Source organism: Pseudorhodoferax aquiterrae (genome assembly GCF_014652235.1).
Taxonomy (GTDB): Bacteria; Pseudomonadota; Gammaproteobacteria; order Burkholderiales; family Burkholderiaceae_C; genus Pseudorhodoferax; species Pseudorhodoferax aquiterrae.
Genome location: NZ_BMYK01000010.1, coordinates 173,468 through 186,761, shown reverse-complemented (window position 1 = coordinate 186,761; position 13,294 = coordinate 173,468). Strand labels below are relative to the sequence as shown.

The 13,294-nt window shown below is 64.1% G+C and carries 14 protein-coding genes and 1 pseudogene; 9 read left to right on the top strand and 6 right to left on the bottom strand.

Features of this window, described 5'->3' with window-relative positions:
- Positions 1–76: 76 nt before the first annotated feature.
- A pseudogene (locus tag IE209_RS17570) lies at positions 77–481 on the bottom strand (Bug family tripartite tricarboxylate transporter substrate binding protein); the annotation flags it as partial.
- A gap of 149 nt (positions 482–630) precedes the next feature.
- On the opposite strand from IE209_RS17570, the gene IE209_RS17565 reads away from it, so the two are divergent.
- Entirely contained in the window at positions 631–1,593 is a 963-nt protein-coding gene (locus tag IE209_RS17565) for a LysR family transcriptional regulator (RefSeq protein WP_229882915.1), read from the top strand.
- A gap of 63 nt (positions 1,594–1,656) precedes the next feature.
- Here the strand turns inward: IE209_RS17565 and IE209_RS17560 are convergent, their stop codons facing one another.
- The 4 genes from IE209_RS17560 to IE209_RS17545 all read right to left on the bottom strand — a co-directional run bounded on the left by IE209_RS17560 (position 1,657) and on the right by IE209_RS17545 (position 3,685).
- Positions 1,657–1,932: a hypothetical protein gene (locus IE209_RS17560; RefSeq protein WP_189688236.1), complete on the bottom strand. Its 276-nt coding sequence runs from the start codon at positions 1,930–1,932 to the stop codon at positions 1,657–1,659.
- A gap of 45 nt (positions 1,933–1,977) precedes the next feature.
- A complete protein-coding gene (locus tag IE209_RS17555; protein ID WP_189688235.1) occupies positions 1,978–2,451 on the bottom strand; it encodes a hypothetical protein in 474 nt (157 codons plus the stop codon).
- A 77-nt stretch (positions 2,452–2,528) separates the two neighbouring features.
- Positions 2,529–2,858 (bottom strand): CzcE family metal-binding protein, encoded by a 330-nt coding sequence (locus tag IE209_RS17550; RefSeq protein ID WP_189688234.1) that lies wholly within the window; start codon positions 2,856–2,858, stop codon positions 2,529–2,531.
- Positions 2,859–3,316: 458 nt separating this feature from the next.
- Positions 3,317–3,685, bottom strand: a complete 369-nt coding sequence (locus IE209_RS17545) for an H-NS histone family protein (RefSeq protein ID WP_189688233.1) — start codon at positions 3,683–3,685, stop codon at positions 3,317–3,319.
- A 504-nt stretch (positions 3,686–4,189) separates the two neighbouring features.
- On the opposite strand from IE209_RS17545, the gene IE209_RS17540 reads away from it, so the two are divergent.
- From IE209_RS17540 to IE209_RS17520, 5 genes are all read left to right on the top strand, one after another.
- Positions 4,190–5,248, top strand: a complete 1,059-nt coding sequence (locus IE209_RS17540) for a hypothetical protein (RefSeq protein WP_189688232.1) — start codon at positions 4,190–4,192, stop codon at positions 5,246–5,248.
- A gap of 864 nt (positions 5,249–6,112) precedes the next feature.
- A complete protein-coding gene (locus IE209_RS17535) occupies positions 6,113–6,571 on the top strand; it encodes a hypothetical protein (RefSeq protein ID WP_189688231.1) in 459 nt (152 codons plus the stop codon).
- A gap of 960 nt (positions 6,572–7,531) precedes the next feature.
- The gene (locus IE209_RS17530; protein ID WP_189688230.1) at positions 7,532–8,008 is read left to right on the top strand and encodes a disulfide bond formation protein B; all 477 of its coding nucleotides are present in this window, start codon (positions 7,532–7,534) and stop codon (positions 8,006–8,008) included.
- The gene (locus tag IE209_RS17525; RefSeq protein ID WP_189688229.1) at positions 8,005–8,664 is read left to right on the top strand and encodes a DsbA family protein; all 660 of its coding nucleotides are present in this window, start codon (positions 8,005–8,007) and stop codon (positions 8,662–8,664) included. The genes IE209_RS17530 and IE209_RS17525 overlap by 4 nt, the downstream gene beginning before the upstream one ends.
- Positions 8,665–8,674: 10 nt before the next feature.
- On the top strand, positions 8,675–9,286 hold the full coding sequence (locus tag IE209_RS17520; RefSeq protein ID WP_189688228.1) for an SCO family protein: 612 nt from the start codon (positions 8,675–8,677) through the stop codon (positions 9,284–9,286).
- 21 nt (positions 9,287–9,307) lie between these two features.
- Here the strand turns inward: IE209_RS17520 and cadR are convergent, their stop codons facing one another.
- A complete protein-coding gene (gene cadR, locus IE209_RS17515) occupies positions 9,308–9,760 on the bottom strand; it encodes a Cd(II)/Pb(II)-responsive transcriptional regulator (protein ID WP_189688227.1) in 453 nt (150 codons plus the stop codon).
- A 144-nt stretch (positions 9,761–9,904) separates the two neighbouring features.
- Between cadR and IE209_RS17510 the strand changes: the two genes are divergently transcribed.
- The 3 genes from IE209_RS17510 to IE209_RS17500 are packed head-to-tail and all read left to right on the top strand — an operon-like array spanning position 9,905 to position 13,209.
- Positions 9,905–12,460 (top strand): heavy metal translocating P-type ATPase, encoded by a 2,556-nt coding sequence (locus IE209_RS17510; protein ID WP_189688226.1) that lies wholly within the window; start codon positions 9,905–9,907, stop codon positions 12,458–12,460.
- Between the two features lies 1 nt (position 12,461).
- A complete protein-coding gene (locus tag IE209_RS17505) occupies positions 12,462–12,845 on the top strand; it encodes a DUF3703 domain-containing protein (RefSeq protein WP_189688225.1) in 384 nt (127 codons plus the stop codon).
- 13 nt (positions 12,846–12,858) lie between these two features.
- Positions 12,859–13,209, top strand: coding sequence for a hypothetical protein (locus IE209_RS17500; RefSeq protein ID WP_189688224.1), 351 nt, complete (start codon positions 12,859–12,861; stop codon positions 13,207–13,209).
- The last annotated feature ends 85 nt before the right edge of the window (positions 13,210–13,294 follow it).

Sequence of the window (13,294 nt, the reverse complement as noted above, 5' to 3'; positions counted from 1 at the left end):
CCCGCGATCACGTGGAACGCTGCCCGCCATCAGCGTGGAATGGTGCCCGCGATGGCGTGGAATACGCAGCTGCGGTCACAGCAAACACGCTGGGCACCGTTGCGACGTTGGTGATCGGGGCGAAGTCCTTGAGCGGGTCGTATTTGAGCCGGCTTCCGTACGCCGCAGCGTTGGATCCATGCGTGCTCATCGTTGCCATGCCAAGGGTGTACCCGTCGGGCTTGGACTTGGCGACCTGCTCCATGCCCAGCGAGCCACCGGCGCCCGCGCGGTTCTCCACCACGACGGCTTGGCCAAGGATCCGGCCTGCGTACTCGCCGATCAACCGAGCTGCCAGATCGGTCGAGCCGCTTGGCGAGAAGGGCACGATCAACCGGATGGGCCTGTCGGGGTAATCGGCCCTGGCCGCGTTCACGGTAAGGGTCGCGACTGCGGCCAGGGTAACGAGCACGAAGCGACGCGCGCCAGATCGATGGGTCATGATGAACGTTCGTGGGTGGTGACGGCCCTAGTGTCTGGACATGACGATGGCGAGACAAACGACAAATCGGCAACGAGTATGCTCAGCGGTCATACTCATTCCTGGCCTGCCGCGACCAGACCTGACCCATGCGGATTCACTCGCCGTCCATGTCGGAACTTCACGCTTTTGCGGCGGCGGTCCGCTTGGGCAATTTCTCGCTCGCCGCGGCGGAGTTGTGCGTCACCCAGAGCGCGATCAGCAGAGCGGTGACACGGTTGGAGCAGCACTACGGCTGCAAGCTTCTCGATCGAAACGCACACTCCCTTCGTCTGACCGCGGCCGGCGCGGAACTTTTGGAGGCTGTCCGCGACCCTTTGGCGACGATCGAAGGCGTGAGCGTGCGTCTGCGTACCGGGCGATCCGACGAGCCCTTGAGCTTGGCCGTTGTGCCGACCTTGGCGAGCGTCTGGCTCATACCCCGCCTGCGTCAGTTTCAGGAGCTGCATCCTCAAGTGCGGTTCAATTTTGTGCCGTATCGGAAAGGTGAAGATTTTTCGGCGCAAACTCCGGATGCGGCCATCCTCACCGGCCTCGGGCCAGAGGAATGGCCACAGTGCTCGTGCGACTACGTGATCGGTCGGGAAATGGTGCCGATATGCCATCCGGCTCGGCTCGCTCAGAGGCGTTCCAGTGGCGCGTGGATGGAGCCTGGAGATCTGGCCCATGAACCGCTGCTTTACCATACGACGGCGCCGGGAAACTGGGCGCAGTGGCTGCGGGAAGTTGGCGCTGGCGACCGCGATCCGAACTTGAGCACCGCGTTCGATCAGGTGTCGATGCTGATCCAGGCAGCGATCGCCGACATGGGCGTGGCACTGGTCCAGCGTTGTTTGATTCGTGAGGAGGCTCGCTCCGGCGCAGTGGCCATCCCCTTTGACGTTCCGGTCACCTTGCAGCGCGGCTACTTCCTCTGCACGCCGCAGCATCGCAGGCCAAAGCCGGGGTTTGCTGCGTTCCGGCGATGGCTGCTTCGCGTCGCCGCGGACGACATCGGGTTGATGGCTAATCAAGCGGAACCTAGGTCGCCGCGCCGCGTCGGCGAACCGACCTTCGGCCCCTCGCGGCAATAAGCATTCACGGGTCTGCAGCGCGGTTCGACCTGCGGCTTGGCAGCCGCCGGCCATTCGTCCAACTTACCGCGGCGTCCCCGTCGCTCGGTCTGCGTCAGATCGGATGGCCGAACTCAAGGCACGATCCAAAGCCAGTACGGAGTGCCCGTCTTTGGTGATCGCGAGCACTCTTGCGAACGGCGTGAGATCGGTCTGCGTGCCGAACACGGCGGCGACAAGATCGGAAGCCGATAGCGCTCGAACCAACACGATCGTTCCACCCTCCACGATCGTCAGAGGAAGCGTCTCGCCGGCCAACCGTTTCAACAGCTCCACCTTCTCGACGTTGGCATCGATCATCTGGCTAGCCACTTCCGATGGATGCACGGCATGGGAAGGTCAGGTTCAGGTCGTCGGCTTGTCGTCGACGCACTTGTCGCGAGATCTGGCCATGCGCTCCCAAGCGTCGGAGGCAGCGATTCGGGCACGGTTCCAGTCCAGCGTCGAACCGTGCCGTGCTTCCCCCCAGCCGCGCTCGAGCATCGGCTCGACCTCGCAGAACTCCCGATCGCCGTGCCGAAGAAACGACTCTGCCCCGTACATAAACGCCGGACGGTAGTCCTCAAAGCTGGAGCCAGCTCCGTAGGGCAGGCTGGAGAACCGCTCCTTCCAATGCGCTTCTTCCGCAAGGACCGATGGCCGCACGGACAGCCTCGAGGCGATCGCACCGACGATTGCCCCTTCCAGCGCCCCGACCAAGGCTCCGGCGGGACCTGCAAGTCCGCCGGCGGCGGCTCCAGCAGCCACGGCTCCTAGAACGCCACCCCCGGCAGCCCCCGCCAACGCTCCGACCTTGGTGGCTTCGTCAGGTGTGGTCATCCGTGCTCCAGTGCTTTGGGACTCTTGGCCAAGCAGTCGACGCCCGCACATCTGCAGCGGCGAAGCTCATCATGCGCTCAACTGCCGCGCTCGTGTTCGCCACGGGCGATGTAGACCACTTTACCCGCTGCGTCGAAGCCCTTGGGCGCAAATTGGTCGATCGCCACCCGCGAGTGCCGGATGGAATTGAAGTTCCAAGTGAACTGCCGCCCGTCCTTCACGAACGTCACGGTCTCGCCGCAGGTGACGTTGATGTGCTTCGGACTGGCAAGGTCCACGACCCGGTAGTACTTTGCGGCTGGCACTTGGCTCCCGAAGTAGGACTCTCCCGTCGGAAACGTTGCGCCGGCAACGTGGGTGCTCACGAGCACGCCGGCCAAGGCGGCCCACAAAGGCTTAAATGTCATGATGATCTCCCATAGGCAACGATGTCGGTGACACACGGGGCCAACGTGGCCCCACATCCGACTCTACGAACCGAGGTGGAGATAGGCCTGTCGAAGTGCTTACGTCTTTGTCATCGCCGGGAAGGCTTTGTCATCGGTTCCGAACGGCGGGATCGGCAGCGCCGGTGTGGAGCGTCGCCCGCTTAACTTGACAAGCCGCTCGGTGGGCCTCGGCGCTCGCTCGGAGGGATTTCCGTCGTTGCATTGCGTCACCGCGGCGTCCCTGCCCAAGCGACGGTCTCCGTCTTTGCTATGAAAAGGTTCAGGAAGTCGGCCATTCCAAAATCGCTTGCGGTGGATCAAATGGCCGCTCGGATTTCATCGCCATCTGGCGTCGCGACGCCAGAACAAACGCAAAGCGGCGCGCGTCTTCGCAATGGCCGTGGGCTTGACTTTCTGACTGCCCTGCCCGCCGCGCTTCAGACCGAAAGCGTTTTCAGATCGACGCCGGCCTCCACCGCGGCGACGAACCACCCCGGTCGCTTGCCGTTCCCAGTCCACGTTCGGCCGGATTCAGGATCGCGGTACTTCGCAGCTTTCGCTGCTGAACTCTTTTGCTTGCGCTTGCTGACCACCGTACCTTCTGCCGCCGCTCGCTTCTTCGGCGCACGACCGAACAGTTGCTCCGGCGTCAGCTCGTACACCTCAATGGCTTGACGGATCCGCTCCACGACCTCCGTGACCTCTTGCCGACGGACCGCTTCGGCTTTGAGTTTCAGGTCTTCGATCTGCTGCTGCAGCTGTGCAAAGGTCGGCTCGGTGCTTTGAACATTCTTGGAACGGGCCATAGAGCGGAGTCTTGAAGTGCTGGAACCGCCATCTTATTGCGATTGGATGGAGAGACTTCCAAGCACGGGAAACGCTTCAGATCGTCAGTTCGAATCGAATGCACACCGCGGCGCCTCGCTCGACTTCCAACCCCGCGAACGCCAACCTCTGCGCCCGAGCGTGATGGCGCCACTAAAGCCAGGCTTCAGAGCTGCGAGGCGCCACAGACCAACGTGCCCAGGTCGTCGTCCCCCTTCCCCTCCTCGACCTTCCAGCGGCGCGGCAGGCCGCCGCCAGCGCCATGCCTGCTGCGCCCGCAAATTTGTGGAGCCCTCTTCCCCGGCTGGCTCTTGGATGGGTTGAAATGCTGACCCGGGGCCATGCATCGCGACGCTCGATCCACCCGATTATCTCGGGCGACGGCGAACGGCCAAGAGCAGACCCTCGTCACGATTGACTCGAGGGTCGACCTTCTCGGTAGGTGCCATGCGAGCCACTTCGAAAAATGAACGAAAAACTTTGACATGCGCAAGTCACGCGACAAGAATTTCCAGTTTTCACAAGCTGAGAAGGAGCAAGCAATCGCGCGCGCGCTTCAAGAGAATGAAGACAAATATTCGGTACCGCGGCAGCGTTCAACGTTCAACGGCCTAGATGGCTTGCAGCCGCAAGCGGATGCAAAGAGAAAGGAAGCGCTCGAAAGTGGACGCCGATACCTGGAGTCATGGCTTCGTGACCCCCCTTGGTTCACGTTCTACTCACCGTACCGCAGCGTGCTACAAGGAGATGCGCCAAAGTTCGTGGACAGAAAGGGTGGAGCGCTCACCCTCCGCAATCCTTCCTCCAGCCGCCAACTCCTTTATCTAGCCAAGGAAGCGGCAGACGAATATTTGGGCGGGAATAAAATCACAGAGCAGGAGTGGCAAAAGGCCCTAGGTGATTGGAAGAGAATCGTCGACGACATGCGACGGGACATCGCAGCGGGGAAGTTTGAATTTCAAGACCCGCTGGGCGGCAGCGTTTCTCCAGACCTTGAGCATCTAGACCCATTCGAGGTTCTCTCCATCGGCTACCAGCTGTTGGGTTCCAAGTGCCAGCCAAACAAGGAAGAGGAGAGTCGCAAGGATTATGAGGTTGGCATTAAGATCTTCCATAAGCTTTGGTGCGTCATCTGCTTGAGCGAGATTGACTCGGCTGTTTTGTCGTTGATGTACGAAGACGCTGGAGACGGTCTTGATTCCGCCATTCGTGCGACTCAAGCTCTGGGCTACGCACGGGAGTGCGAGCACCTAGCCTCGGCGCTCATTCACTTAGGTTTAAGTGAAGCTTCAGAGCGAGAAGCCCTAGTCGTTCCGCTTCGCAAAGAGTTCGCGTTGGCTGGAGCAAAGGCGAAGCTTGCGAAGGACCCCAAGCAAGAGGCCAAGCGTGAAGTCAAGGAGTGGTGGCTTAGCTGGCGCGCGAATCCCGCCCTATACCCAGGAAAGTCGAGCTTTGCGCGCGCCATGTTGGACAAGTATCCGGACCTCTCCAGCCAGCCAGTGATCGAAGGATGGTCCCGCTCCTGGGAGAAGGAAGAAAGCTAGCGCCCAAGCCTCGTTCAGCGTGTTAAGACCTAGGCCTGCTTGCTCGATAAGCACCGTGCTTGCTCACTGCGCACTATGCTGGCTGGCACAGCTATGCCTCGAGCGTCGTTCCCTTTCTAATTCTTTTCATGCGAAGGAGTGTTCCAGCGCGTGGAGAGATGACGATGAATATGATGGGACTGTGGCGTGGGCGCTCTTTGCAGCGCTTTCAAGCTACCGGGCGCGCGTGCAACCGTTCCACTACGGGGCGGGAGCCGTCCAATCGTCCGCCGCAGCGCCGAGGCAGTGCCTGGTTCATTGTGGGAGCTACGTTCGCTGCCTGGTTGCACAGCCCCGTCCCGGTTCCGGCACTCCATCTCACTCTCACCGCGGTCTTCTCAACTCAAACTCCCAGCGCGGTGCGTGTACGGCCAGCGCGGATCGCTCGACCGTTGGCGGCAGACCAGCACCTCCAGTGCCGCGAAGCTGCTGAAGCCTGTCAACTTTGTCCGACCACGCCCTCGGGATACTTGCCCGCACCGTGCTGCTCACCCATACAGTAGCAGCGGTTGTCGAAGTTCAGCGCCGGCGGGCCTCCGATTTGCACCGATGCCGACGCTTGCCAGGCTGTGAATGTTCGGGAAGTATGACTGTTCAGGGGAGGTTCGGTGCCACCGCCCGCGCTTTAATTTTCGACTTTGAAGACCAGCGTACCTAAGGTTTGGGCGCGCGGCGGTTATCATCGGCCACGAGCGGACACTCGGTATATCTGAGTTCTTTACAGATGGATTTTTATCAATATGGGCGCCATCTCATATTCCGCAGCGACACTCGGCCAGAAGCAGTCATCCGCAGTAACACCAATATCGCTCTCGCCACACTTGAATGAAACCTGAACTCCGCTTCAAAGCAGACGACGGCACTGCAACGCTCGACGGTCTATCGCTTGTTCTCGCACCAGGCGTCCTTCGAAAGACGGTTTCCTCAGTCCTCGCCAGCCTTCACCGCACGAGCATCTACCATGGCAATGGCTACTCGTGGGAGGTGTTCCAGAACGCAGGCCTGGGAGGTCAGCCTTGCAGGTTTGCACTGGGATTTCACGACGACAAACTCCGGGAGATTTCGGTCGGCGTCTCGATACCGGGCACGGAGCTTGAGAACGGTTGGCCGACAAGAGCAGCAATCGAAGCGGAGGTTGAGTTTGTGCGAGCAGTTTTTTCCCAGCAGTTCTGTCGCAGCTTTTCTGAGGGGCGAGTTAGCTTTCAATGGGGCTCAGCTTGGTCAATGTTTGATGCCAAAGCGGTCACGGCAACCTCAGGCGTTCGCTACGCTGAGACGCCGTGAGGCAACAGCCGGCCAGGTGCTGATGTTCGGCTTACGCCGACGAACGACAGCATCAGACTGGCTGCTGACCTTGAACTTTCATCTTTGAGTGACCGCCGCGCGCGAAACCCGCCAATCACGATCGACGTGAGTGTCGGTCCGCTGTCCTGCCGACACGGGTCGGTGAGCGCCGACTATCTACCTACCCCTGACTAGCGACTGCTCTTTGCACGGATCGATTGGCGCTCTGCGCCCGTTGCAGTCGGAAACGCGCATCTCTACCAGCGTCGGGTCTGTGCAAGATACCGGACGCCCGCTGATCCAGCTTCGCAACGACAACGAGTTCGCTGATTGCAGTTCCGCTTCCCCTGCATTGTCGATGTCGACTCCGGCACGTATGTTGTGATGCCTCATCAACTCCACAGCGTTGTCAGAGCCGCTGTGACCGCTTGCTAGACTGCGGCCAGTGCGCCGCCTCGTTCTCATCATCATGATGTGCCTGCTGCCGCTCCAGTGGAGTTGGGCAGCCGCGGCGAGCCTGTGCCAGCACGAGAGCGACGGGCTGCACTTCGGTCACCACGACCATTCCAAGGCAGCGTCCGAGCTGAAGTCCTCGGGTTGCAGCAGCACCCCGTCGCACAGCGGCGATGGCCAGCACCCGGACTGCAAGGGGTGCACTGGCATTGGTACTGGACTCGTCGGCTCGGCCACCCACGTCGCCAACTGGGACTCGGTACGTCCGCGCCCCCGCGTGAGCCCGTTCGTGCCGGAACCGCCGGTCGAGCAGCTGCTAAGGCCTCCGCTGCCTCTCGTCGCCTGAACCGCTGACGAGGCCCGATTGCGCCACCGGCAGGTGAGCGGCGGTGCCTCGTCGCCTGTCCGCAAGCTGCAGCTTGCTCAACCCAACGACGAGGTTTCCATGACTGTCATTCGCGCGGCATCTCGCTGCACCATGGCCCGTGGTCCGGCGAGGCCGGGACCATGAGGGCAAAAGCCCGGCTTCGGCGTGCCACGCCATCGAGCCCTCTGCCGGCCGCGGTCTCCAACATCGCCTGGACCGCGCTCATGCTCGCCTGGACGGTGGCCCTGGCATCGTTCCTGGGCGCGATGTTCTTCAGCGAAGTGATGGACCTGGAGCCCTGCGTGCTGTGCTGGTACCAGCGCATCGCCATGTTCCCCCTGGTTCTCATCCTGGGCATTGGCGCCTACGGGCAGGACAGGTCTTGCCTGCGCTATGCGCTGCCGCTAGCCGCGGCCGGCTGGCTGCTCGCCGGCTACCACTGGCTGCTCTACAAGGGCGTCATCCCCAAGGACCTGCAGCCCTGTGGCAAGGGCGCCTCGTGCGCCGACGTGAAGCTGGAGATTGCCGGCTTCATCACGATACCGCTGCTATCCCTCACCGCCTTCTCTCTCATCTTGCTGCTCCTCGTGGCAGCACACCGAAAGTTTCAACAGTGACCCGCAAACAAACCGTGCTGCTCCTCGTGGGCGTGCTCGCCCTCGCAGCCTTCGCACTCGGCACCATCGGCTACAAGCGCAGCCAGGCCGATGCACAGCAAGAGTTGGCCAGCCAGAACGAGGACGTGTTCAACCGCACCCATTCACCAACCTACGGCGCACCGGATGCCAAGGTCCGCATCACCGAGTTCTTCGACCCAGCCTGCGAGACTTGCCGCGCGTTCTACCCTGCGGTCAAGCAGATCGTGGACCAGAGCCAGGGGCGCGTGCAGCTGGTCGTGCGCTTCGTGCCGTTCCATGACGGCGCCGACCTGGCCGCCAAGATTCTGGTTGCGGCTCACGCCCAGAAGCTGTTCATTCCCGTAGCCGAAGTCGTGCTGAGCACGCAGGACACCTGGGCATCGCATGCCGCACCGAACCCGGAGCTGCTCTGGGGCTACCTGGCCAACTCGGGCCTGGACATTGAACGAGCCCGCGCCGCGGTGAAGACCGAGAAAGTCCAGGCCGTCATCGCGACCGACATGGCCGATGCGAAGACGCTCAACGTGACGCGCACCCCGGGCTTCTTCGTCAACGGCAAACCGCTCGAGCGCTTCGGCTACGAGCAGCTGCAGGCCCTGGTCCAAAGCGAGGTCCAGCGTGCATATGCGCAGTAAGGAGCGGCAGATGCCCATCGCCTCGGCCACCGCCACGCGGCGGACCCTCGTGCTCGGCGTGCCACTGGCGATGCTGCTGGCAGCGGGCTGCTCGAAGAAACCGCAGGCCAACTTCGCCAGCACCGACATCACCGGCGCCGAGTACGCGCAAGGCTTCACGCTCACCGACCACAACGGCCAGCGCCGAACGCTCAAGGACTTCCAGGGCAAGGCCGTCGCCGTGTTCTTCGGCTTCACGCAGTGCCCGGACGTGTGCCCCACCACCCTGGCCGAGATGTCCCAGGTCAAGGCGATGCTCGGCGCGGACGGTGGGCGGCTGCAGGTGCTGCTGGTGACGGTCGACCCCGAGCGCGACACGGCCGCCGTCCTCAAGGCGTACACCGAGGCGTTCGACCCGGCCTTCCTCGCCCTGCGCCCGACGGAGGAGGAGCTCAAGTCCTTGGCATCGGACTTCAAGATTTACTTCAAGAAGGTCGGTGACTCCAAGACGGCCTACACCATGGACCATTCGGCGGGCACCTACCTCTTCGATCCGCAGGGCCGCATCCGCCTGTACAGCCGTTACGGCAGCGGAGCAAAGGACCTGCACGCCGACATCCGGCAGTTGCTGGACGGCGCCTGAAGCCGTCCACGCCCGGCCAGGCTAGTGCGCGTGCACCGAGCGCAGGTGCCTCGCCTCGGGGGCCGGCGCGCCGGGCTCCACGGCGGCCTCGCTCAGGCCCACCAGGATGCCGCACTGCTGCGAACTCTGCTCGTCGCAGCAGCGCTGGCGCAGCTCCTTGAGCTGGCGTTCCAACAACCGCAGCTCCTTGATGCGCGTGCTCACGTGCCCGATGTGCGCGTCCAGCAGCGCGTTGACGTCGCCGCAGTCCGCCAGGGGGTCGTCCTTGACCTTCAGCAGCACCCGCACCTCGTCCAGGGACATGTCCAGGCCGCGGCAATGCCGGATGAACTGCAGGCGCTCCAGGTGCGCCGCCTCGTAGGTCCGGAAGTTGCCGGCTGTGCGTGCCGGCGCCGGCAGCAGCCCCTCCCGCTCGTAGTAGCGGATGGTCTCGATCTGCGTCGCGGCGGCGGTGGACAGTTCACCAATCTTCATCAACAGCTCCATGCAAGTTTCAAATTCTGGAGCCACTACAGGTTCTGAGCCGCTCCCCAAGGCAGTACCTCGGTTGGCGACAGGGGCTTGACTCTGTAGTGGGTACAGGTATTTCAATACAGGCTGTCGTCGAACGAGAACGCCATGTCCAGCTCAGAAGTCACCCAACCCACCAAGCACGCGCATGCTGGCTGCTGCAGCAGCGCCGCGGTGCCGCCGGCGCCCGAGCGCGTCCTGCGCGTGCCCAGCATGTGCTGCGCCCACGAAGAAAAGCCCATCCGCGAAGCGCTGCAGGGCATGGATGGGGTCGCGGCGCTGAACATCGACCTGGCAGGCCGGACCGTGGCCTTCCGCGCCGTGGACAAGGTCTGGGAGGACGCCATCGCTGCCGTGAACCGGCTCGGCTTCGCGACAGAGCCGCCACCCAAGGCCGAGGCCGACGACTGCTGCAGCAGCGGCAGTTGCGGCGTGCCCATCGCGTTCGTGCCTTCGCCACGTCGCAAGGCTCAGGCGTCCGGGGCGAATCCACAAGCTGCACAGGTCACGTCACCGACCGCAGAGCCTTCCGTACCGCTCACAGCGCCCCCCGGGGCCCTGCTGCTGCGCATCCCGGAGATGGACTGCCCGGTCGAGGAAGGGCAGATTCGCCGCGCCATGGAAGCCTTCCCCCAGGTCGCGCGGCTGCGGTTCGACCTGCCGGCCCGCGCGCTGACCGTGGAGGCCCCGGCCGATGCCTGGGATGCCGTCACCGCGGACATCCGCAAGCTGGGCTTCACGCCCGAGCGGATTTCCGCGGCACCTGCGGCCGAGGAGATTGCCAAGACGCAGCGCGCCGAGCTGGTGCGCCTGCTGGCGGCCCTCGGCGTGGCGGTGGTCGCCGAGGTGTTCCACCTGGCGTTCCCCGATACCCTCCCTTGGCGCGCGGCCGGCATGGGTGTGGCCGCCATCGCCATCGCGCTATCGGGCCTGGCCGTCTTCAAGAAGGGCCTGTCGGCGTTGGTGCGCGGGCAGCTCAACATCAACGCGCTGATGAGCGTGGCCGTCATCGGCGCCTTCCTGATCGGCCAGTGGCCGGAGGCGGCCATGGTCATGGCGCTGTACTCGCTGGCCGAACTCATCGAGGCGCGTTCGGTCGAACGGGCGCGCAATGCCATCGCCGGCCTGCTGGCGCTGTCGCCGCCGCAGTCGGAGGTGCGACAAGCCGACGGCAGCTGGGTGCTGACGGATGCCAAAGACATTGCGGTTGGCGCCGTGGCGCGCGTCAAGCCGGGTGAGCGCTTCGCGCTGGACGGCCGGGTCACCGCAGGCCATGGGGCGGTCGACCAGTCGCCGGTCACCGGCGAGAGCATTCCCGTGGACAAGGGCCCGGGTGACGAGGTCTTCGCCGGCACCATCAACCAGAGCGGCGCGCTGGAGTTCGAGGTCACCAAGCCCGCGAGCGACACGGTGCTGGCCCGCATCATCCACGCGGTCGAAGAGGCTCAGGGCCAGCGCGCGCCGACCCAGCGCATCGTGGACAGGTTCGCGGCGGTCTATACGCCGGCCGTGTTCGTGCTGGCGATGGCCATCGCGGTCGGCATGCCGCTGCTGGCGGGCTGGCCGTGGCTGGAGGCCATCTACAAAGCACTGGTGCTGCTGGTCATCGCCTGCCCGTGTGCGCTGGTCATCTCCACGCCGGTGACTGTGGTCAGCGGCCTGGCGGCCGCGGCCCGCCGCGGCATCCTCATCAAGGGCGGGGTCTACCTGGAACAGGCGCGCAAGCTGTCGGTGTTGGGCCTGGACAAGACCGGCACGCTCACGCAGGGCAAGCCCAAGCTGGTGGCAACCGAAGTGCTGGTGCGCGACGTGCCTGAAGAGCAGGTGCTGCGCGTGGCGCGCAGCCTGGCCGGCCGCTCGGACCATCCTGTCTCCAAGGCGGTGGCCGACGGGCTCGACGGTGCGGCGTCGCAGGTGCAGGATTTCGGTGCGGAGCTGGGCAAGGGTGTGCAAGGCAACGTCGACGGGCGTCTTTACATCCTGGGCAACCACCGTTGGCTGCACGAGCGCGGCCAGTGCTCGGCGGAGCTGGAAGCGCTGATGAAGCAGCACGAGGCACAGGGGCGCACCCTGTCCGTGCTCGCCAACGACCAGCAGGCGCTGGCACTCTTCGCAGTGGCTGACACGACCAAGGAGTCCAGCAAGCAGGCCATCGCTGAACTCAAGGCGCTGGGCGTGCGGCCGGTGATGCTGACCGGCGACAACGCGACGACCGCAGCGGCCATCGCCCAGCAGGTGGGCATCGAGGAGGTGCGCGCGAACCTGCTGCCCGCGGACAAGCAGACCGTCGTGGCCGAACTGCGCAGCGGGGGCAGGCAGGTCGGCATGGTCGGCGACGGTGTCAACGACAGCCCGTCGCTGGCCGCGGCCGAGGTCGGGTTCTCCATGGGCGCCGCCGGGACGGACACGGCCAAGGAAGCGGCCGACGTGCTCATCATGAACGACGACCTGCGCAAGGTGCCCGAGACCATCCGCTTGTCGAAGAAGACCTATGCGGTGCTTTGGCAGAACATCGTGCTGGCACTGGGCATCAAGGCGGTCTTCTTCGTGCTGGCCGTGTTCGGCAGCGCCACGATGTGGATGGCGGTCTTCGCGGACATGGGGGCCAGCTTGCTGGTGGTGTTCAACGGCTTGCGGCTGCTGCGCGGCGTGCATCGAGGCTGACATGGCTTCGTTTGCAGCACGCATCCGACCCGCCGTGGACGCCGAACTCCTGGCCGCAGACCGCGAGGATGCCCTGGGGCGGCCGCAGGTTGCGTTCCTGCACCTGGAGCGTGCCCATGTGCTCGGTCAGGCCTCGACCGTCCAGCATGTGCGCGTGCACGTGCGGATGCTGCACTGGGGCCTGCGCCACAGGGTGTGGGGCGAGGTGGCCGGACAGGTCCTGCGCATCGTCGGTGCCGCCACGAAGACGGCCTTGGGATGGGTCCCGACCGGCAACACGGGCGGGTCGAACGTGAGTCCGTTCAGGAAGATGCCCATCCCGCCGGACTTGGTGCAGCAGCTCGAACGTGCGCGTTGCCAAGAGCCGTTGGGCAACAGCGGCTGATCGACTCGCCGCCGTGCTGCAGCTCCCCGCCGATTCGGGCATCGCTGCGCTCGGCCTGCTGTTCGTGAACGTATCCATCGGTGGGGCGCCGAGTTCATTAGCCGCGCCGCCCTTGACGGCCATTGCCAGTGCGCCCAGTGCAGCAGGGGTGGCATTGCTGAAGTCGGGCCCCCACAGCAGTGGCCGTGGCAGCGTTCATGTGGCACTTGTAGTCAGCATCCCGCGCGGGATGCGCCGTCTTCGTGGCAGCCCTGTTTCGGTCAAGACGGACCTTCCGGATGCCAACGAACAAATGCGGCACCTGTGGCGCGCGTGCCGGGTCGGCCGTCTACGGCTGACGGGAGCTGACCGGAACTGTCACTAGGCTTTCGACGTCGAACGGCAGTTGATGGCCGAGAGCGTCGCCACGGCCATGCCCCACATAGCCGTCGTCGAGCGGCGGCCGACTG